This is a genomic window from Bradyrhizobium sp., from assembly GCF_016219575.1.
Taxonomy (GTDB): domain Bacteria; phylum Pseudomonadota; class Alphaproteobacteria; order Rhizobiales; family Xanthobacteraceae; genus Bradyrhizobium.
Window position 1 is genome coordinate 132,608 of the sequence record NZ_JACRMG010000035.1, and the last position, 18,517, is coordinate 151,124.

Annotated in this window: 21 protein-coding genes; 12 read left to right on the plus strand and 9 right to left on the minus strand. The window is 64.4% G+C overall.

Translation table 11 applies throughout. The features are described 5' to 3' along the window. Position 1 precedes the first annotated feature (1 nt). Complete coding sequence (locus HZB49_RS26620) at positions 2–415, plus strand: DUF6455 family protein (protein WP_291616835.1); 414 nt, start codon at positions 2–4, stop codon at positions 413–415. Between the two features lie 18 nt (positions 416–433). Next, positions 434–784 carry a cytochrome c gene (locus HZB49_RS26625; protein WP_291616837.1) on the plus strand — a complete coding sequence of 117 codons (351 nt, stop codon included), beginning with the start codon at positions 434–436 and terminating at the stop codon, positions 782–784. Positions 785–787: 3 nt separating this feature from the next. Here the strand turns inward: HZB49_RS26625 and HZB49_RS26630 are convergent, their stop codons facing one another. Further along, a complete protein-coding gene (locus HZB49_RS26630) occupies positions 788–1,663 on the minus strand; it encodes a CoA ester lyase (RefSeq protein ID WP_291616839.1) in 876 nt (291 codons plus the stop codon). 100 nt (positions 1,664–1,763) lie between these two features. On the opposite strand from HZB49_RS26630, the gene HZB49_RS26635 reads away from it, so the two are divergent. Beyond that, positions 1,764–2,402 carry a carbonic anhydrase gene (locus HZB49_RS26635; protein ID WP_291616841.1) on the plus strand — a complete coding sequence of 213 codons (639 nt, stop codon included), beginning with the start codon at positions 1,764–1,766 and terminating at the stop codon, positions 2,400–2,402. A gap of 118 nt (positions 2,403–2,520) precedes the next feature. Here the strand turns inward: HZB49_RS26635 and HZB49_RS26640 are convergent, their stop codons facing one another. Together HZB49_RS26640 and HZB49_RS26645 are read right to left on the minus strand one after the other, a co-directional pair. Next, a complete protein-coding gene (locus HZB49_RS26640; RefSeq protein ID WP_291616843.1) occupies positions 2,521–3,081 on the minus strand; it encodes a TIGR00645 family protein in 561 nt (186 codons plus the stop codon). 22 nt (positions 3,082–3,103) lie between these two features. Beyond that, complete coding sequence (locus HZB49_RS26645) at positions 3,104–4,138, minus strand: aspartate-semialdehyde dehydrogenase (protein WP_291616845.1); 1,035 nt, start codon at positions 4,136–4,138, stop codon at positions 3,104–3,106. 117 nt (positions 4,139–4,255) lie between these two features. Between HZB49_RS26645 and HZB49_RS26650 the strand changes: the two genes are divergently transcribed. Both HZB49_RS26650 and HZB49_RS26655 read left to right on the plus strand, forming a co-directional pair. After that, positions 4,256–4,987 (plus strand): hypothetical protein, encoded by a 732-nt coding sequence (locus tag HZB49_RS26650; protein ID WP_291616847.1) that lies wholly within the window; start codon positions 4,256–4,258, stop codon positions 4,985–4,987. 187 nt (positions 4,988–5,174) lie between these two features. Beyond that, on the plus strand, positions 5,175–5,540 hold the full coding sequence (locus tag HZB49_RS26655; RefSeq protein ID WP_291616849.1) for a hypothetical protein: 366 nt from the start codon (positions 5,175–5,177) through the stop codon (positions 5,538–5,540). Between the two features lie 53 nt (positions 5,541–5,593). Here the strand turns inward: HZB49_RS26655 and leuB are convergent, their stop codons facing one another. Continuing rightward, a complete protein-coding gene (gene leuB / locus HZB49_RS26660) occupies positions 5,594–6,703 on the minus strand; it encodes a 3-isopropylmalate dehydrogenase (RefSeq protein WP_291616851.1) in 1,110 nt (369 codons plus the stop codon). A gap of 125 nt (positions 6,704–6,828) precedes the next feature. Here leuB and HZB49_RS26665 point away from each other — a divergent pair, with 125 nt between their 5' ends. Then, entirely contained in the window at positions 6,829–7,692 is an 864-nt protein-coding gene (locus HZB49_RS26665) for a DMT family transporter (protein WP_291616853.1), read from the plus strand. Between the two features lie 93 nt (positions 7,693–7,785). Beyond that, complete coding sequence (locus HZB49_RS26670; protein ID WP_291616855.1) at positions 7,786–8,973, plus strand: YbfB/YjiJ family MFS transporter; 1,188 nt, start codon at positions 7,786–7,788, stop codon at positions 8,971–8,973. 98 nt (positions 8,974–9,071) lie between these two features. On the opposite strand, the gene HZB49_RS26675 is transcribed toward HZB49_RS26670, so the two are convergent. The 4 genes from HZB49_RS26675 to HZB49_RS26690 all read right to left on the minus strand — a co-directional run bounded on the left by HZB49_RS26675 (position 9,072) and on the right by HZB49_RS26690 (position 12,330). Further along, entirely contained in the window at positions 9,072–9,857 is a 786-nt protein-coding gene (locus HZB49_RS26675) for a molybdopterin-binding protein (protein ID WP_291616857.1), read from the minus strand. A 17-nt stretch (positions 9,858–9,874) separates the two neighbouring features. Next, on the minus strand, positions 9,875–10,513 hold the full coding sequence (locus tag HZB49_RS26680) for a cytochrome b/b6 domain-containing protein (RefSeq protein WP_291616859.1): 639 nt from the start codon (positions 10,511–10,513) through the stop codon (positions 9,875–9,877). A gap of 194 nt (positions 10,514–10,707) precedes the next feature. Further along, the gene (locus tag HZB49_RS26685; RefSeq protein WP_291616861.1) at positions 10,708–11,262 is read right to left on the minus strand and encodes a fasciclin domain-containing protein; all 555 of its coding nucleotides are present in this window, start codon (positions 11,260–11,262) and stop codon (positions 10,708–10,710) included. A 306-nt stretch (positions 11,263–11,568) separates the two neighbouring features. Beyond that, positions 11,569–12,330 (minus strand): SDR family oxidoreductase, encoded by a 762-nt coding sequence (locus HZB49_RS26690; protein ID WP_291616863.1) that lies wholly within the window; start codon positions 12,328–12,330, stop codon positions 11,569–11,571. Between the two features lie 85 nt (positions 12,331–12,415). Here HZB49_RS26690 and HZB49_RS26695 point away from each other — a divergent pair, with 85 nt between their 5' ends. Both HZB49_RS26695 and HZB49_RS26700 read left to right on the plus strand, forming a co-directional pair. Further along, positions 12,416–13,942 carry a malonyl-CoA synthase gene (locus HZB49_RS26695; protein WP_291616865.1) on the plus strand — a complete coding sequence of 509 codons (1,527 nt, stop codon included), beginning with the start codon at positions 12,416–12,418 and terminating at the stop codon, positions 13,940–13,942. A gap of 127 nt (positions 13,943–14,069) precedes the next feature. After that, complete coding sequence (locus tag HZB49_RS26700; RefSeq protein WP_291616867.1) at positions 14,070–14,558, plus strand: DUF3658 domain-containing protein; 489 nt, start codon at positions 14,070–14,072, stop codon at positions 14,556–14,558. 155 nt (positions 14,559–14,713) lie between these two features. On the opposite strand, the gene HZB49_RS26705 is transcribed toward HZB49_RS26700, so the two are convergent. Next, complete coding sequence (locus HZB49_RS26705; RefSeq protein ID WP_291616868.1) at positions 14,714–15,577, minus strand: sulfite exporter TauE/SafE family protein; 864 nt, start codon at positions 15,575–15,577, stop codon at positions 14,714–14,716. A 248-nt stretch (positions 15,578–15,825) separates the two neighbouring features. On the opposite strand from HZB49_RS26705, the gene sdhC reads away from it, so the two are divergent. Genes sdhC through sdhA form a run of 3 tightly spaced genes read left to right on the plus strand, consistent with a single transcriptional unit; the run spans position 15,826 to position 18,453 of the window. Continuing rightward, positions 15,826–16,224, plus strand: coding sequence for a succinate dehydrogenase, cytochrome b556 subunit (gene sdhC, locus HZB49_RS26710; RefSeq protein WP_291616870.1), 399 nt, complete (start codon positions 15,826–15,828; stop codon positions 16,222–16,224). Further along, positions 16,221–16,610 (plus strand): succinate dehydrogenase, hydrophobic membrane anchor protein, encoded by a 390-nt coding sequence (sdhD, locus tag HZB49_RS26715; RefSeq protein ID WP_291616872.1) that lies wholly within the window; start codon positions 16,221–16,223, stop codon positions 16,608–16,610. The genes sdhC and sdhD overlap by 4 nt, the downstream gene beginning before the upstream one ends. 4 nt (positions 16,611–16,614) lie before the next feature. Continuing rightward, a complete protein-coding gene (gene sdhA / locus HZB49_RS26720) occupies positions 16,615–18,453 on the plus strand; it encodes a succinate dehydrogenase flavoprotein subunit (protein WP_291616874.1) in 1,839 nt (612 codons plus the stop codon). Positions 18,454–18,517: the final 64 nt, after the last annotated feature.

Below are 18,517 nucleotides of genomic sequence, written 5' to 3' on the forward strand. Positions count from 1 at the left end.
CATGACCGCCCAGCAAGAGAGCTATCCCACCGTCGAGTTTCTGATCGGCAGGTTCGTCGATTGGCTGAAGCATCGCCGGGAACTGAGCGAAATTCGCCGCATGAACCGCACCGATTTCGACCTGATCGCACAGGACCTTCGGGTCTTGCCGGAAGAGCTCGATCGGCTGGTCGAGGCGGGACCGCACAGCGCCGACGAAATGCCGAAAATGCTGGAGGCGCTCGGTATCGACCTGGAGAATCTGGAGCGTACCCAACCATTGCTGGTGCGTGACATGCAGCGGGTCTGCTCGCTGTGCCGGGACAAGGCGCATTGCCACGGCGACCTGTCCGCCGGTACGGCCGCCGAGCACTATCAGGAGTATTGTCCCAACGCGCCGGCCTTCGAGGTGCTCGACAAGCCCATCAAGCACTGAGAAGGGCTCGAGGCCGTCATGTCGCGCCGCACCTGGATTCGCATTCTCATCGGGCTGGCGATCGCGCTGGCAGCGCTGCTGCTGGTCCGCCTGCACAATGCCGGCGGCGCCACGCCGGAGCAGGACGGCGTTTCCGCCGGGCGGCGACTGGCGGAAGCGTGGTGCAGGGAATGTCACGCTTTCGAGTTGAGCGACGGCTCCGGCCGAGCGCCCGATCTCGTGCGGATTGCCAACCGGACCTCGACCACGGAACTGTCGCTGAAGGTCTTCCTGCGCACCAATCACCGCAGCATGCCGAATCTCATCATCGCGCCGGACCAGGCCGATATCCTCGCGCAATTCATTCTCAGCCTGAAGCAGGACCGTTAACGGTCAAGCCATCGCCGCGATCGCATCCGCAATCGCAATCGTGCGCCTGGCCATCTCGGCGTGCAGGCGCTCCACCATGCGGCCATCGAGTTGGATCGCGCCGCGCGAGGCGTTCTCCGGCTGCTGGAACGCCGCGATGATCTTGCGGGCCATCGCCACCTCTTCCGCCGGCGGCGTGAAGATAGCGTTGCATGCCCCGATATGGCTCGGATGGATCAGCGTCTTGCCGTCGAAACCGAGGTCGCGGCCCTGGGCGCATTCGGCGGCAAAGCCGTCGATATTGGCGATGTCGCCGTAGGGACCGTCGAGGATCTCCAGCCCGTGCGCGCGGGTGGCGAGGACGCAATGGGTGATCATCGGAATCATTTCGGCGCGGCCCGGCTTCATGCGGATGCGCGTCTCCCGCGAAATGTCGTACGGACCGAACACGAAGCCGGCGAGCCGCGTCTCGGAATCGCGCGAGGCGGCCGCGATCTTGTCCGCATCGAGCACCGCGCGCGCAGTCTCGATCATGGCCCAGACCCGGATCGACTGATCGGCGTTGATGTCGCTGAGCCGGTCGGCAATCGCAGTGAGATCGGCGACGCTGGAAATCTTCGGCACCAGGATGCCGTCGGGCCTGGCCTTGCCGGCCATGTTGAGATCGTCGATCCACCAGGGCGAATCGAGCGCGTTGATGCGGATCAGCACCTCGCGCTTGCCGAACCCCCTGGCCGCCACGGCCTGTGCGATCTGGTCGCGCGCCAGCGCCTTGGCATCGGGGGCGACGGCGTCCTCGAGGTCGAGGATCAGGCCGTCGACCGGCAGGGTGCGCGCCTTTTCCAGCGCCCGGGCATTCGATCCCGGCATGAACAGGAGGCTGCGGCGCGGACGGATCATGGCGGTTCCCTCGGGAAATATTTGAACCGCAGCCGATAGCACCCCGTTTCCTTTCCCGGAAGCCTTGTTCCAGTCATTGGCATATGGTTAGGCAAGGGCCATGGCACCCTTCCCGCAGCACCTCCTCGACGGCTACCGCACCTTCACCACGCAGCGACTGCCAACCGAGCAGACGCGCTACCGCGAGCTGTCCGAGCGCGGCCAGTCGCCCGCCGTGATGGTGGTCGGCTGCTGCGATTCACGCGTCTCGCCGGAAGTGATCTTCGACGCCGGCCCGGGCGAACTGTTCGTGGTGCGCAACGTCGCCAATCTGGTGCCGGTCTATGCACCCGACAGCGGCACCCATGGCGTCTCGGCGGCGCTGGAATATGCCGTCAACGTGCTTCAGGTGAAGCACATCGTCGTGCTCGGCCACGCCCAATGCGGCGGCATCCGCGCCTTCATCGACAAGATCAAGCCGCTGTCGCCGGGCGACTTCATCGGCCGCTGGATGTCGATGTTCATCAAGCCGGGCGAAGTGGTCGAGCAGCGCGACCACGAGACGATGCTGGATTTCACGGTCCGCATCGAAAAGGCCGCGATCTTCCGCAGCCTGGAGAACCTGCTGACCTTCCCCTTCATCCGCGAGCGCGTGGAAAAGGGAGCGATGGACCTGCACGGCGCTTATTTCGGCGTCGCCGAGGGCTCGCTGTTCGTGCTCGATCAGGAAGCCAAGGAATTCCACAGCGCGCAGGAGTGAGTGACCCTCATCCTGAGGTCTGTAGGGTGGGCAAAGCGCAAGCGTGCCCACCTGTCTAGCACCGGCGCAAGTGAAGGTGGGCACGGCGCAAGCGCGCCTTTGCCCACCCTACAATCTGCTACTCCCCGCCGTGACTGTCGCCGCCCCAGCGGTCGGAGATCGCGAGCATGAAGGCCGAGAACACGAAGGCCAGGTGAACGCCGACCAGCCAGGCAAGCTTGGTCGAATCGAAATTGGTGTCGATGTTCATGAAGGCCTTGAGCACCTGGATTGCCGAGATGGCGACGATCGAAGCCAGCAGCTTCTGCTTCAGCCCGCCGAAATTGACCTTGGTCATCCATTCCGGCCAGTCGGGATGGCCGCCCGGATCGATCTTGGAGACGAAGTTCTCGTAGCCCGAGAACACCACGATCAGGATCAGATTGCCGGTGAGCGAAATGTCGATCAGGCCGAGCACGCCGAGGATGATGTCGCTTTCCTTCGAGCCCGGCGCATGTACGATGAATTCGTACAGCACCATGCAGAACTTCAGCAGCAGCACGGCGAGGCTGACGACGAGGCCGAAATAGAACGGCGCCATCAGCCAGCGGCTGTTGAAGATCAGGCCTTCGAAGCCTTTCTCAACGCGCTTGGCCGTCGGGTTCGGCCGGTAGGAAGCGGAAGCCGGCTGCTCGGTCATTGGCGACTCTCCGGCTCCCGCGCTACGCCGCCTTCTTCTTGGCGCTGATCAGCTTGCGGTTGATCAGGCACTCCGCGATCTGGATCGCGTTCAGCGCCGCGCCCTTGCGCAGATTGTCGGAGACGCACCACAGCACGAGCCCGTTCTCCACCGTCGCGTCCTCGCGGATGCGGCTGATATAGGTGGCGTCCTCGCCGGCGGCTTCATAGGGCGTGACGTAGCCGCCCGGCTCGTGCTTGTCGATGACGAGACAGCCCGGCGCGCGGCGCAGGATGTCGCGCGCCTCGTCCGCCGTGATCGGATTCTCGAATTCGATGTTGACGGCTTCGGAGTGGCCGACGAACACCGGCACGCGCACGCAGGTGGCGGTGAGCTTGATCTTGGGATCAAGAATCTTCTTGGTCTCCGCCATCATCTTCCACTCTTCCTTGGTGTAGCCGTCCTCCATAAAGACGTCGATGTGGGGGATGACGTTGAAGGCGATGCGCTTGGGGAACTTCTTGTTGACCAGTTCGTCGTTGGTGTAGACGGCCTTGGTCTGCGAGAACAATTCGTCCATCGCATCCTTGCCGGCGCCCGACACCGATTGATAGGTCGAGACGACGACGCGCTTGATGGTCGCCTTGTCATGCAAGGGCTTCAGCGCGACCACGAGCTGCGCGGTCGAACAGTTCGGATTGGCGATGATGTTCTTCTTCGTATAGCCGGCCGCTGCATCCGCGTTCACTTCCGGCACGATCAGCGGCACGTCCGGATCCATGCGCCAGGCCGAGGAATTGTCGATCACGACCGCGCCGGCCGCGCCGATCCTGGGCGACCATTCCTTCGACACCGCGCCGCCCGCCGACATCAGGCAAATGTCGACGTCGGAGAAGTCGTAATTCTCGAGGGCTTTGACTTTGAGGGTACGGTCGCCATAGGAGACCTCGACGCCCATGCTGCGGCGCGAGGCAAGAGCCACGACCTCGTCGGCAGGGAATTTCCGCTCATCCAGGATGTTGAGCATCTCGCGCCCGACATTGCCGGTAGCGCCGACCACTGCGACCTTGTAACCCATCGTTCACTCTCCGAAGAAAAATGCCCTCCCTCAGGCTGCGGCTGATAAGGGAAGAGGCAGCGCTTCTATGCGAGAAACGCCCTTAACACAACGTTAGACGTGTTTTTCGGGCGTTTGATGCAGCCGTTTCAAGCCGTTCCGGCCGCTCCTCATTATACCGGCCGGATTCATCCCGTGCTGAAGGGCATGGCGGACGAATTCTGCGCCACGCTGGCGCGGCTGATCGCCTATCTCTGCACGCTGGCGCTGCTGTTCATCGGCGGCGTCTATCTCTGGGACCAACTCCCCGACAAGCCTGCCGAGACCTCCGCACGGCCGGATTGGACCGTGGCCACCCGCTCAGCTCCGGCCTTCGCCAGCAATCAATATGATTTGTCATACAAGACAAAGGCTTATCAAATCCTGAGGCATCCCGAGGGCGGCCGCAGGGACGTGCTGCGCTGGAATGGGGGGAACGGAGGCCCGGTGGCCGAGCTCGAAATCTACCGCCCGGGCGGCGAATTCGAGCCGCCGGCGGCACCCGACCCCGTCGGGATCATCGACAGCAAGTTCGGGCCGGTGACGCTCGTCAAGCCGAGCGGCGACGGCAGCGCGGACCGGGCCTGCCTCGGCTTCCTCAAGATCGTCGAGCAGCCGGCCCTCCGCCTTTCCGGCTTCGTCTGCCAGGGCGAAACGGTCCCTGCCCGGGGAGCGGCGATCGCCTGCATGCTCAACCGGCTGAGCCTGATCGCCGCCGGCAACGATGCCCGGCTCGCCGAATTGTTCGCCCGCGCCGAGCTGAAGCGCTCCGACTGCCGCACGGACTGGGTATCGGGCTCCGACCGGCCCGCGCTGCGCGGCGCGATGTGAGCGCGGCCCTCCCGCCAAGCCGCTGGTTTTCATGCACCTTTTAACGCCGCGGGCGTATTATGGTCCCGGGTGTGGCCCAATTGACCTAGTGGGGGCACTTGGTCGGGGGCTAGGATGGCCCCAAATTGGACACGGGCACCTGCGAGTTCCCAAGGGCGCAATCAAGGGTGCAAGGACGAGGACGCGAATGACCCCGAAAATTCCAGTGCTGTTTGCGGCAATCGCCGTCCTCGCGTTCGGTGCGCTGCCGGCGAGCGCGCAGCAGACCCAGATGAAATACGACAAGAACGGCCGGGCCTATTACGGCCCGGGCGGACCGAACCGCGTCATCCAGCAGGGTCCGAACACCCGCGTCTACATCACGACGCGCTCCTGGCTCGACGCCGGCACCGAGGTGCTGCCGGGCGACCGCAAGTTCCAGGACTACGCCTTCCCGCCGGAGGTCGGCTACCCGAGCTTTGCGCGCGAGAATCGCCAGCGGCCGATCGATCGCCAGCCGCTCAATCCGCCGTCCGACTTGGGCGGCTATCCGCAGCGCTTCCCGCTGTACTGATTTTCTCCCGGCTCTCACGAAAAAGCCCGGCTCGCGCCGGGCTTTTTTTGTCGTCAGTGCAGCTTCTGCAGCTCTTTGAGGATCGCCTCGCCCATCTGCGTAGTGCTGGCCGCCGTCGTGCCTTCCGACTTGATGTCGGCCGTGCGCAGGCCGCTGGCGAGCACCGCCGAAATCGCCTGGTCGACCTTGTCGGCCAGCGCGCCCATGTCGAAGGAATAGCGCAGCGCCATGCCGAACGAGGCGATCATCGCAATCGGGTTGGCGAGACCCTTGCCCGCGATATCGGGCGCCGAACCATGCACCGGCTCAAACAGCGAGCGGCGCTTTTTCGTCTTCGCGTCGATCTCGCCGAGCGAGGCCGAGGGCAGCATGCCGAGCGAACCCGTCAGCATCGCTGCGATGTCGGAGAGCATGTCGCCGAACAGATTGTCGGTGACGATGACGTCGAACTGCTTCGGCCATTTCACCAGCATCATGCCGCCGGAATCGGCGAGCTGGTGCTCCAGCGTGACGTCCTTGTATTCGCGCGCATGCAACTGGGTCATCACCTCGTTCCACAGCACGCCGGACTTCATGACGTTGCGCTTTTCCATCGAGGTGACCTTGTTGCGGCGCTTGCGCGCAAGGTCGAAGGCGACGCGGCCGATGCGCTCGATCTCGTAGGTGTCGTAGACCTGGGTGTCGATGGCGCGCTTCTGGCCGTTGCCGAGATCGGTGATGGTCTTCGGCTCGCCGAAATAGACACCGCCGGTAAGCTCGCGCACGATCATGATGTCGAGCCCTTCAACCGCTTCGCGCTTCAGGCTGGAAGCATCGGCCAGCGCCGGGTAGCACACCGCGGGCCGCAAATTGGCGAACAGGCCGAGATCCTTGCGCAGCCGCAGCAGTCCGGCCTCGGGCCGCGCCTCGTAGGGCACCGCATCCCATTTCGGGCCGCCGACCGCGCCGAAGATCACGGCGTCCGCAGCCTTGGCCTTGTCCATGGTGGCATCCGTGATGCTCTGCTTGCTCGCGTCGTAGGCGGCACCGCCGACCAGCCCTTCCTCGGTTTCGAAGGAAGCAATGCCTTCCTTGTTGAGCCAGCCGATCAGGCGCTTCACCTCGCCCATCACTTCGGGGCCGATGCCGTCGCCGGGGAGAAGCAGCAGTTTGTGGGTCGCCATATCATGTCCTCGTTTTGCCCCAATTTGCGGGAGCGGGCGGAGTGCTAGAACGCCGCGCGGGGATTGGCAAGGCGCTCGCCATGGGCGGGAAAATCGGCTTCAATACCCGTCGCAAGACGGAACGCATGACAGCAGCCATCCTGTTTGCCTTTGCGTCCGCGGCCTTTCTGGGCGCGGCCGTGGTGACCTCCCAACTCGGCCTGCGGACCATGGAGCCGCTGTCGGGCGCTGCCGTCAGCGTACCGGCTTTCACGCTGCTGTTCCTGATGCTGTCGCCCCTGCTTCTCGCGGGCGAACCGGTCGTCTGGCGCGGCCTGCCGATCTTCGCGGCGATCGGGCTGTTCTTCCCGGCGAGCCTGACGCTGCTGGCCTTTGCCTCCAACCGCGCGCTCGGGCCGGTCATCACCTCGACGCTCGGCAATCTCGCGCCGCTGTTCTCGGTGGCGCTCGCGGTGGTGCTGCTGCACGAGCCGCTGCGAGCCGCGCAGCTCGGCGGCCTCGTCATTGCCGTAATCGGTGCGGTCATCATCAGCGTCACCCGCCCGCGCGATCTCGGACATTGGCGCAGCTGGACACTGCTGTTGCCGCTCGCCGCCGCGCTGGTGCGCGGCGTGGTGCCGCCGATCGTCAAGCTCGGCCTTGAAGTGTGGCCGAGCCCGCTCTGGGCCTGCCTGATCGGCTATTTCATGTCGTCGCTGGTGGTGCTGGCGGTGCAGCGGGTGCGCAAGGGCAGCTTCCTTGTCGATGCGCCGGCATCGGGCTGGCTGTGGTTCGGCATCACCGGCATCAGCAATGGCCTCGCCACGCTGTCGATGTTCGCCGCCGTGCGCCACGGCCCGATCACGCTGGTCGCGCCGATCGTCGCGGTCTATCCGCTGGTCACCGTGCTGCTCAGTACGGTCATGCTGAAGCACATCGCAATCACCCCGCGCATCGTCGGCGGAACGGCGCTCACCGTCGCCGGCGTCGCGCTGGTGCTGGCGGGCTGACATTGTTGCGCTGAGGGCAAGACACCCTTGCAGACTCCAACCTGTGCAGCCGGGCCGCGGCCTGCCACAGTGACCCGCCTGCCGGAGCGCCTTGTGACTGCCCCCGATCGTCCCAATCCCTACCCGCATCCCGCGCGGTTGATCCTCATCCTGTCGCTGGCGCCGACCATAGGGCTCGGCATCGGCCGCTTTGCCTATGCGCTGGTGCTGCCAGACATGCGCGACTCGCTGTCGTGGTCCTATTCGGCGGCGGGCTTCATGAACACGGTCAACGCGGTCGGCTATCTCGCCGGCGCCCTGACCGCCTCACCCCTGATCAAGCGCTTCGGCCTCGCGCGAAGCGTGGTCTGGGGCACTGCCGCCTGCGTGGCGTCGCTGGCGCTCTGCGCCCTCACGGGCAATTTCGTTGCGCTGAGCTTTGCGCGGCTGCTGGCGGGCGTTGCGGCGGCTGCCGGCTTTGTCGGCGGCGGCGCCCTGGCGGCGACGATCGCGCAAACGCGGCCGGCGCGCGCCAACTTCCTGCTCAGCCTGTTCTACGCAGGGCCCGGCATCGGCATCCTCGCTTCCGGATTGATTGCGCCCTATACGCTCGAGGCCTTCGGGCCGGGCTCGTGGTGGATCGTATGGTGGGCACTGACGGCGCTCTCGCTCGTCATGCTCGCGCCGCTGTGGCTGGCGCCGCTCGGCGGCAACGGCGAATTCGATTCGGCCGTGCGTGTGAAATTCTCCGTCCGTCCCGTGCTGATTTATCTGGCGGCCTATTTCCTGTTCGGCGCGGGCTACATCGCCTACATGACCTTCATGATCGCCTATGTGCGCGACGGCGGCGGAGGCGCATCGGCGCAGGCGACGTTCTGGGGCCTGATCGGCGTGTCCGCGTTCGTCACGCCCTGGGTATGGCGGCGGGTGCTGGCGCTCCACCGCGGCGGGCTCGCCACCACCATCATCCTCGGCACCAACGCGATCGGCGCTGCGATACCGATCTTCGGCCACTCCCCGATCCTGCTCGCCATTTCCGCGCTGGTGTTCGGCGTCGCCTTCTTCGCGGTGGTGGGATCGACCACCGCGTTCGTGCGCCTCAACTATCCGCCCGCCGAATGGCCCGCCGGCATCGCGGCGATGACGATCGCGTTCGGCATCGGCCAGACGCTGGGCCCGATCGCGGTCGGCGCCATCACCGATGCGGTCGGGAGCCTTTCATCGGCACTCAATGTGTCGGCGGCGCTGCTTGCGCTCGGCGCGATTCTGTCGGCCTTCCAGCGCAAACTGACGAAAATTTAGTAGGGTGGGCAAAGGCGCTTGCGCCGTGCCCACCTCAACCAGCAAGCTCGCAAAGGTGGGCACGCTGCGCTTTGCCCACCCTACGCGAATTCTGTACGTCAGCTGCCGCTGAACGAATTGTAGCCCTGGTCTTCCCAGAAGCCGCCCTTGTAGTCGTTGGTGACTTCCATCGAGATCACGTATTTCGGGTTCTTGAAGCCGAGTTTTGTCGGCACGCGGATCTTCATCGGGAAGCCGTAGGCGCGCGGCAGTATCTCGTCGGCGAATTTGAACGTCATCTGGGTCTGCGGATGCAGCGCCGTCATCATGTCGAGCGGCGAATTGTAGCCGTCCTTGTCGGCGCACTGGAACCAGACGTATTTCGCGCGCGTATCGGCGCCGACCAGTTTCAGGAAATCGCGCAGCGGCGTGCCGGTCCAGCTGCCGATCGCGCTCCAGCCTTCGACGCAGATGTGGCGGGTGACCTGCTTGATCTGCGGCAGCGCGTATAGCTCGTCCAGCGTCCAGGACTTCTTGTTTTCGACGAGACCACGGACTTCCAGCTTCCACGTCTTGCCGTCGACGGTCGGCGCCTCGTCGAGGTCGTAATAGGCGTTGAACGGGAACGGCTTCGTAATCATGCTTTCCGGGAAGGTCGGCGCCAGCGCGTTCGGATTGAACATGGCGGCCTGCACGGCATCGTTGAACTTCGACACCTGCTTCAGCATTTCCTCGGCGGAAAAACTGTCGACGACGTCGCAGCCGGTCAAGAGCGTCAGCGCGCCGAGGCTAGCTCCGCCCGTGATGAAGCGGCGGCGGGTGAGGTCGGGCATCGCCTTGGCGGCGTCGCGCACCAGCAATTGCTTGTCGACGCCGGGGATGATGAGGGAGCGCTTGCGGGCCATAAAATCCTCCCGGGGGTTCAGCGGCCGATGATCATGGCGCGCAGGCTCTTCGGCACGATCAGCGCAAGGGCCACGTGCACCAGCATGAAGGCGACGATCGCCGCCATGCAGAAGAAATGGACGTAGCGGGCGATCGGGTAACCGCCGAACAAGGCGGTCAGCCATTGCAGCTGCACCGGCTTCCAGATCGCCAGGCCCGACAGCACGACCAGCACGCCGACGACGATGACGCCGGCATACAGCAGCTTCTGCACGGAATTGTACTTCGTGAGATCGTCGTGCGAGAGCTTGCCGGTCAGCGCGGCCCTGGTGTCGGAGATCACGCCCTCCGGCGTGATCGGCAGCAGCTTCTTGCGGAAGCGGCCCGTGGCGAAACCGAGCGCGAGATAGATCAGCCCGTTCACCATCAGGATCCACATCGCGGCGAAGTGCCACAGCAGCGCGCCGCCGAGCCAGCCGCCGAGCGTGATGGACTTGGAGAAGGTGAAGGCGAACAGGGGCGAGGCGTTGTAGATCTGCCAGCCCGACATGATCATCAGGACCATGGCAAAGGCGTTGACCCAATGCAGGATCCGCACCCAGGCCGGCTGAATGGCCTTGGCCTTGCCCGATGCGGCTGAGGTAGCTTGCTCGTTGCTGACGGTCAGGCTCGACATGGTTCGGGTTCCCAGCTCAAATCGTTCCGAGGCCGATCACCGGTTTATACGCCGGAAACCGCCGTTCCGTTACAACCCCGTGCCTATTGGTTTCATGCACGGGGCCTATCGCAATCACAAGAAAGCGAGCCGGGTCGCCCCGGCTCGCCTCCCGTCACGCATCCTGTTTTGGGGCTGGCCAGGACGCGGGGTTATCAGGACGCCGGCATCAGCACGGTGTCGACCACATGGATCACGCCGTTGGACTGATTGACGTTCGAGATCGTGACCATCGACTGGCCGCCCTTGGCGTCGATGATCCAGACCTTGTCGCCCTGGTGCTTGACGGTGAGCTCTTCACCCTCGGCAGTCTTCAGCTTCATGCCGTCCTTGAGGTCGGAAGCAGCCAGCTTGCCGGGCACCACATGGTAGGTGAGGATCTTGGTGAGGGTCGCCTTGTTCTCGGGCTTCACCAGCGTGTCGACCGTGCCGGCCGGCAGCTTGCCGAAGGCGGCGTTGGTCGGCGCGAACACCGTGAACGGGCCCTTGCTTTCGAGGGTCTCGACCAGGCCGGCGGCCTTCACCGCGGCGACCAGGGTGGTGTGGTCCTTCGAGTTGACGGCGTTCTGGACGATGTTCTTGGAGGGGAACATCGCCGCACCGCCGACCATCACGGTCTTCTCCTGCGCGGAAACCGGCGCAGCAACGGTCGCAGTGAGGGCGAGCGCCGCAAACGCAGCGGCGGACAGCAGGGCAATACGCTTCGACATTGGATAGTCTCCCGATGATTGAGCTGGCCGGCGGGTCATCCACCGGCGATGGAACAACGGCGTCGTCAGGGTGGGGTGAGACAGCGTCGTCGTTGGCCGAATTACGGGAGGTTCTGGCCGGGGTTTCGGATGAAAATTTTTCGTGATTCTTGAAACTAACGGTTGGCGTGATCGTGAGGCGCTGTCGTCCCGGCCAAGCAAGGTCTTGTAGGGTGGGCAAAGGCGCAACGCGCTGTGCCCTCCCTCACGGTCCGTGCTCTCGAAGGTGGGCACGCTTCGCTTTGCCCACCCTACAAGAGTCCTTTCTCAATCATTGCTCTTCGGCGTGGCGATGAAGCCGCGGTTATGCGTCGGGCTGATCAGGATCTCGTTGATGCAGACCCGCGGCGGCAGGCTGGCGACGAAGGCGATGGTGCGGCCGCAATCCTCGGGCTGCAGCATTTTGGCCTGCTCGGCCGCGCTCGGCGGCACCGGGCGCGACTTGAGGATGGGCGTGGCCACCTCGCCCGGCGACAGGCAGCAGGCGCGCAAGCCGTTGACGCACTCGTCCATGTTGAAGGAATGGGTCAGCGCCAGCACCGCATGCTTGGTCGTGGTGTAGGCAGGGCCCGTCATCTTCGAGACATGGCGGCCGGCCCAGGACGCGACATTGATGATGCTGCCGTCCTTCTGCTTGCGCATGATGGGCAACACTGCGCGCATGCAATAGAGCACGCCGTTGAGGTTGATATCGACGACCTTGTTCCAGCCGTCGAGGTCGAAATCCTCCCAGCTCCGCTTCGGCACGTTGACGCCGGCGCTGTTGACGAGGAGGTCGATGCGGCCGTGTTTGGCGACGATCGCCCCGGCCGCCTTGTTGACCTCGTCCTTGTTGCTGACATCGAGGGCGATCGCCTCGGCCTGGCCGCCCTTGGCCACAATCTTGGCCACGACGCGATCTAGCTCCTGCTTGCGGCGGCCCGAAACCACCACGATCCAGCCGTCTGCCGCCAGAAATTCCGCCCCGGACTCGCCGATACCCGAGCCTCCGCCGGTCACCCAGGCCACGCGTTTCCCGCTATTTGTCATGCAAACTGTCTCCGTTGCTTTTTGAAGGGCGTTTTTGCTAATCCAGCCCGGAATTTGCCGGCCAGCGCCCCTCAGGGAATGTTGCATGAACACGACCGCCAACGCCAACCTGTTTTCCCGCCTGTTCGATCACCTCGACGATCCCGCGCGGCTTGCGATCGAGGAGCTCGACGGCACGCGCATCAGCTACGCCGACCTGATCGCCCGCGCAGGGCAAATGGCGAATGTGCTGGTTTCGCGCGGGGTCAAGGTCGGCGACCGCGTTGCGGCGCAGACCGAGAAGTCCGTGCCGGCGCTGGTGCTGTATCTGGCGACGGTGCGCGCCGGCGCAGTCTACCTGCCGCTCAACACGGCCTATACGCTGAACGAGCTCGAATATTTCATCGGCGATGCCGAGCCGTCGCTGGTGGTGTGCGATCCTGCGAAGGCCGAAGGCATCGGCAAGATCGCGGCGAAGGTGGGCGCCAAGGTCGAGACGCTCGGCGCCGACGGCAAGGGCTCGCTGACTGAAGCAGCAAGCAAGGCCAGCCCCGACTTCAAGACGGCACCGCGTGAAAATGACGATCTCGCCGCGATCCTCTACACCTCGGGCACGACCGGCCGTTCCAAGGGCGCGATGCTCTCTCACGACAATCTCGCATCGAACTCGCTGTCTCTGGTCGGTTACTGGCGCTTTGGCAAGGACGACATCCTGATCCACGCGCTGCCGATCTACCACACCCACGGCCTGTTCGTGGCGAGCAACGTCACGCTGTTCGCCCGCGCCTCGATGATCTTCCTGCCGAAGTTCGATCCCGAGCTGATCCTGAAGCTGATGGCGCGCGCCACCGTGCTGATGGGCGTGCCGACCTTCTACACGCGGCTTCTTCAACACCCGGGCCTGTCGAAGGAGTCGACAAAGCACATGCGGTTGTTCGTTTCCGGCTCGGCGCCGCTGCTGGCCGACACCCATCGCGAATGGTCGGCGCGTACGGGCCATGCCGTGCTCGAGCGTTACGGCATGACCGAGACCAACATGAACACGTCGAACCCCTATGACGGCGACCGCGTGCCCGGCGCCGTCGGCTTTCCGCTGCCCGGCGTCTCCGTGCGCGTCACCGATCCCGACACCGGCAGGGAAGTCGCGCGCGAGGAAATCGGCATGATCGAGGTCAAGGGGCCGAACGTGTTCAAGGGTTACTGGCGCATGCCGGAGAAGACGAAGTCCGAATTCCGCGACGACGGCTTCTTCATCACCGGCGACCTCGGCAAGATCGACGGCAAGGGCTATGTGCACATCGTCGGCCGCGGCAAGGATCTGGTGATCTCCGGCGGCTTCAACGTGTACCCGAAGGAAATCGAAAGCGAGATCGACGCCATGCCCGGCGTGGTCGAGTCCGCCGTGATCGGCGTGCCGCATGCCGATTTCGGCGAGGGCGTCACCGCAGTCGTGGTCTGCAACAAGGGCGCCGCCGTCACGGAAGCCTCCGTGCTGAAGGCGCTCGACGGCCGGCTGGCGAAATTCAAGATGCCGAAGCGGGTGTTCATCGTGGACGACCTGCCGCGCAATGCCATGGGCAAGGTGCAGAAGAATATTCTGCGGGACAGTTACGCGAAGATTTATTCGAAGTGACGGTGTAAGGCCTTTGAACCGGCGCTCGAGCCCCTCGCCCCGTCATTCAAGGGCGGGCGCCCCCCGCCTTCCCGCTATCGTCCTGGCCAACGACGGGTTACCCTGCCCGGCCCTGGGGAGCGACAGCATGGACCGGAACCGGGCCGCGGAAATCCAGAAGCATCTGCTCGAAGCCTCCGACGCGCTGGATCGCGTGACCGAGGCGATGTTCAGGCTCGACAAGGACGAGCGAAAGGCTTTTTCGGAAGTCCTGTTTGAAGTACATGACGCGCTGCACTTCGGCTTGTTGCGGGCGCTCTACGCGGAGCACCCGGAACTAAGGCCCCCGGACGAGCCGCCGCACATCAGCAGCACTCTGCGCTGGAAGGATGTGACGCTGCCGGATTCGATTTCCGAGGCCGACATCGACACGGCGATCCTTGCGGCCCTTACCCCGAGATTGCAGAAGACCGCGACGGTGATCACAAAGGCCTTCCACCACTGCCACGAGCGCGCCATGGCGATCAGTTACGAAATGCTGGGCGCCCGCATCGTCGCGCTGGCGAAAGCGGGCCGCATCGAAGGCGCCGGCGACCTGCGCATGTGGCGCCACAGCGAGGTGCGGCTGCGGCCCTAGGAGTTACTGCCTGCTCAGCTGGCTCACGACGAACCGCCCACCGACGATGAAGGGTAGCAGCGCGGTAGGATGGGTTGAGCCCTTGCGAAACCCATTATGGTCGCCGCGAAAAGATCGATGGGTTTCGCTTGCGCTCTACCCATCCTACGAATCCGTCATTGTCCGCTCAGCAAGCTTATCACAAAGCGGCCGCCGACGAGGAAGAGGTAGCAGGCGAACGCTGTTTCCAGTTTCCGTTTCGACAGCGCGTGCGCGGCGCGCACGCCGAGCGGCGCGGTGAGAAGCGTGGTCGGCATCACCACCAGCGCGCCGATCAGCGAGACATAGCCGAGCGAAAACGGCAGCTGCAACGCGGCGACATCGGGGAAGCGCGCCGCCGCAGGCCAGCCGGCATAGACATAGCCGAGCGCGCCGGGGATCGAGATCAGCACCGCCAGCGCCGAGGAGGTGGCGACCGCCTGGTGGATCGGCCGGCCGTAGAAGGTCATCAGCAGGTTGGCGAACAGCCCGCCGCCGACGCCCATCAGGGTCGAGAGGATGCCGATGAAGAAGCCGTAGATGCGCATCAGCGGACCTGTCGGCACCTCATCGCCGAACTTCCAGTTATCGCGCGCCAGGAACAGCCGGACGGCAGCCGACCAGGCGACGCAGACGAACACGATCTTGAACAGCCGCTCCGGTGCTACGCGCGCGGTGATGCTGCCGGCGATGACGCCGATCACCACGGGCAGCCACCACAGCTTCAAGATCGCCATGTCGACCGCACCGCGCCGGTAGTGGGCGCGGAACGAGGCGATCGAGGTCGGAATGATGATGGCAAGCGAGGTGCCGATGCAGAGCGGCATGCGCACTTCCAGCGGCACGCCGGCCAGCCGAAAGCACTCATAGAACACGGGCACCAGCACCGCGCCGCCGCCGATGCCGAAAATCCCGGCCAGGAAGCCCGACACCGCGCCGACGAAAACCAGCAGCAACGCCAGCTCGACAAGCTCGACGGGACTGAGCCCTGCGATCGCCATCTGCGGTTTCCTTGGGGGCGAACGCTGCCATCGCAAACGTTCATGAATCGTGCTTCAGGTATACCAGCCATCGAGCGTCGCTTGATCGATGTCAACGCCCGCAAATGCAAGGCTCATACGTAGGTATGAACGGGAGTTCGCATTTGATGGTTTTCTTGATTGCGCTGTCTTGTTCGACTCCGTAAATAGAATTTCTCTACGCGCTCGCGTCGGGCCGCCAGCGGTCCCCGCCAACTTTCAAAGCCGCCATGACCGCCAGGATCGAACGACCGCTCTCGCCGCATTTGCAGACCTATCGCGTGACGCTGACGATGGCGCTTTCCATCATCCATCGCGCCACCGGGGTTGCGCTGTATTTCGGCACGCTGCTGCTGGCCTGGTGGCTGGTCGCAGTCGCCACCGGCCCGGGCGCCTATTCCTACGTGCAGGCCTTCACTTCCAGCCTGATCGGCAAGCTAATCGTGTTCGGTTACACGTGGGCGCTGCTGCATCACCTCGTCAGCGGCATCCGCTATTTCTTCTGGGACCTCGGTTACGGCTTCAAGGCCAACGAGCGCGAGGCGCTGACCTGGGGCGCGCTGATCGCAGGCATCTCGCTGACCCTGCTGGTCTGGATCATCGCCTATGCCATCGGAGCCGGCCGATGAGCGGTCCTTCTCTCCGCACGCCGCTGGCCCGCGTCCGTTCGCTCGGCTCCTCGCATTCCGGCACCAAGGATTTCTGGCGCCAGCGCCTCACCGCGGTGGCGATGGCGCTCCTGATCGTGCCGGTCATCGTCATCGTGCTGATGCTGCTCGGCCGCAACCAGGCCGGTGCCAAGCAAATCCTCGCCCAGCTGCCGATCGCGATCATCCTGCTGCTCTTCATAATTGCCAGCGCATGGCACATGAAGATCGGGATGCAGATCGTCATCGAGGACTACATCCATGGCGAGAAGACCAAGCTCGCGCTGGTCATGGCGAACAATTTCTTCTGCATCGCGGTGGCGCTGGCTTCGATCTACGCCATCCTGAAACTTTCTTCCGGAGTTTAGCCCCATGGCCGACGGCAACGGCAAGGCCGCAAATGGCAATGGGCCGGCCACCAACGGCAAGGCCTATCCAATCGAGGACCACACCTACGACGTGGTGGTGGTCGGCGCCGGCGGCGCGGGCCTGCGCGCGGTGGTCGGCTGCAGCGAAGCGGGCCTGCGCACCGCCTGCATCACCAAGGTTTTCCCGACCCGCTCGCACACGGTGGCGGCACAAGGCGGCATCTCGGCCTCGCTCGGCAACATGCATCCCGACGACTGGCGCTGGCACATGTACGACACCGTCAAGGGGTCGGACTGGCTCGGCGACCAGGACGCCATCGAATACATGGTGCGCCAGGCGCCGGAGGCCGTCTACGAACTCGAGCACTGGGGCGTGCCGTTCTCGCGCACCGAGGACGGCAAGATCTATCAGCGGCCGTTCGGCGGCATGACGGTAGACTACGGCAAGGGCCAGGCGCAGCGCACCTGCGCCGCCGCCGACCGCACCGGCCATGCCATGCTGCATACGATGTACGGCCAGGCGCTGCGCCACTCAGCCGAGTTCTACATCGAGTTCTTCGCCATCGACCTGATCATGGACGACCAGGGCGCCTGCCGTGGCGTCATCGCACTCAAGCTCGATGACGGCACCATCCATCGCTTCCGGGCGCAGACCACGATCCTCGCCACCGGCGGCTATGGCCGCATCTACTATTCCTGCACCGGCGCCCACACCCAGACCGGGGACGGCAGCGCGATGGCGTTGCGCGCCGGGCTTCCGCTGCAGGACATGGAATTCGTCCAGTTCCACCCGACCGGCATCTACGGCGCCGGCTGCCTGGTCACCGAAGGTGCGCGCGGCGAAGGCGGATATCTGGTCAACTCGGAAGGCGAGCGTTTCATGGAACGCTATGCGCCGTCCGCCAAGGATCTCGCCTCCCGCGACGTCGTCTCGCGCGCGATGACGATGGAAATCCGGGAAGGCCGCGGCGTGGGCAAGAAGCGCGACCACATCTACCTGCACCTCGACCATCTCGATCCCAAGGTGCTGCACGAACGCCTGCCGGGCATTTCCGAATCGTCGCGCATCTTCGCCAATGTCGACGTTACCCGCGAACCGATCCCGATCGTTCCGACCGCCCACTACAACATGGGCGGCATCCCCACCAATTACCATGGCGAGGTTCTGACCAAGAAGAACGGCGACGAAAATGCCGTGGTGCCCGGACTGATGGCGATCGGCGAGGCGGCTTGCGTCTCCGTGCACGGCGCCAACCGCCTCGGCTCCAACTCGCTGATCGACCTCGTCGTGTTCGGCCGCTCGGCGGCGCTGCGCCTTGCCGAAAAGCTGACGCCAAACGGCAAGCAACCGGAGCTGCCGAAGGATTCGTCCGATCTCGCGCTCGGCCGGCTCGACCATTACCGCAACGCCTCCGGCGGCACGCCGACCGCCAAGCTGCGCGATTCCATGCAGCATGTGATGCAGAACAATTGCGCGGTGTTCCGTACCGGTGACGTGCTGAATGAGGGCCATAACCTCATTCACAAGGTGCATGCCGGGATCAGCGACGTCGGCACCTCCGACCGTTCGCTGGTGTGGAATTCCGACCTGATCGAGACGCTGGAATTCGACAATCTGATCGTGCAGGCGGTGGTGACGATGGATTCGGCTGCCAACCGCACCGAGAGCCGCGGCGCCCATGCGCGCGAAGATTTCCCGGACCGCGACGACAAGAACTGGATGAAGCATACGCTGGCGTGGATCGGCCAGGACGGCAAGACCACGATCGACTACCGCCAGGTGCACAACTACACCATGACCAACGACGTGCAGTACATCCCGCCGAAGGCGCGCGTGTACTGAACTCACCTGTCATGCGCGGGCTTGACCCGCGCATCCATCTTGCGAAGAGGATGGATTGCCGGGT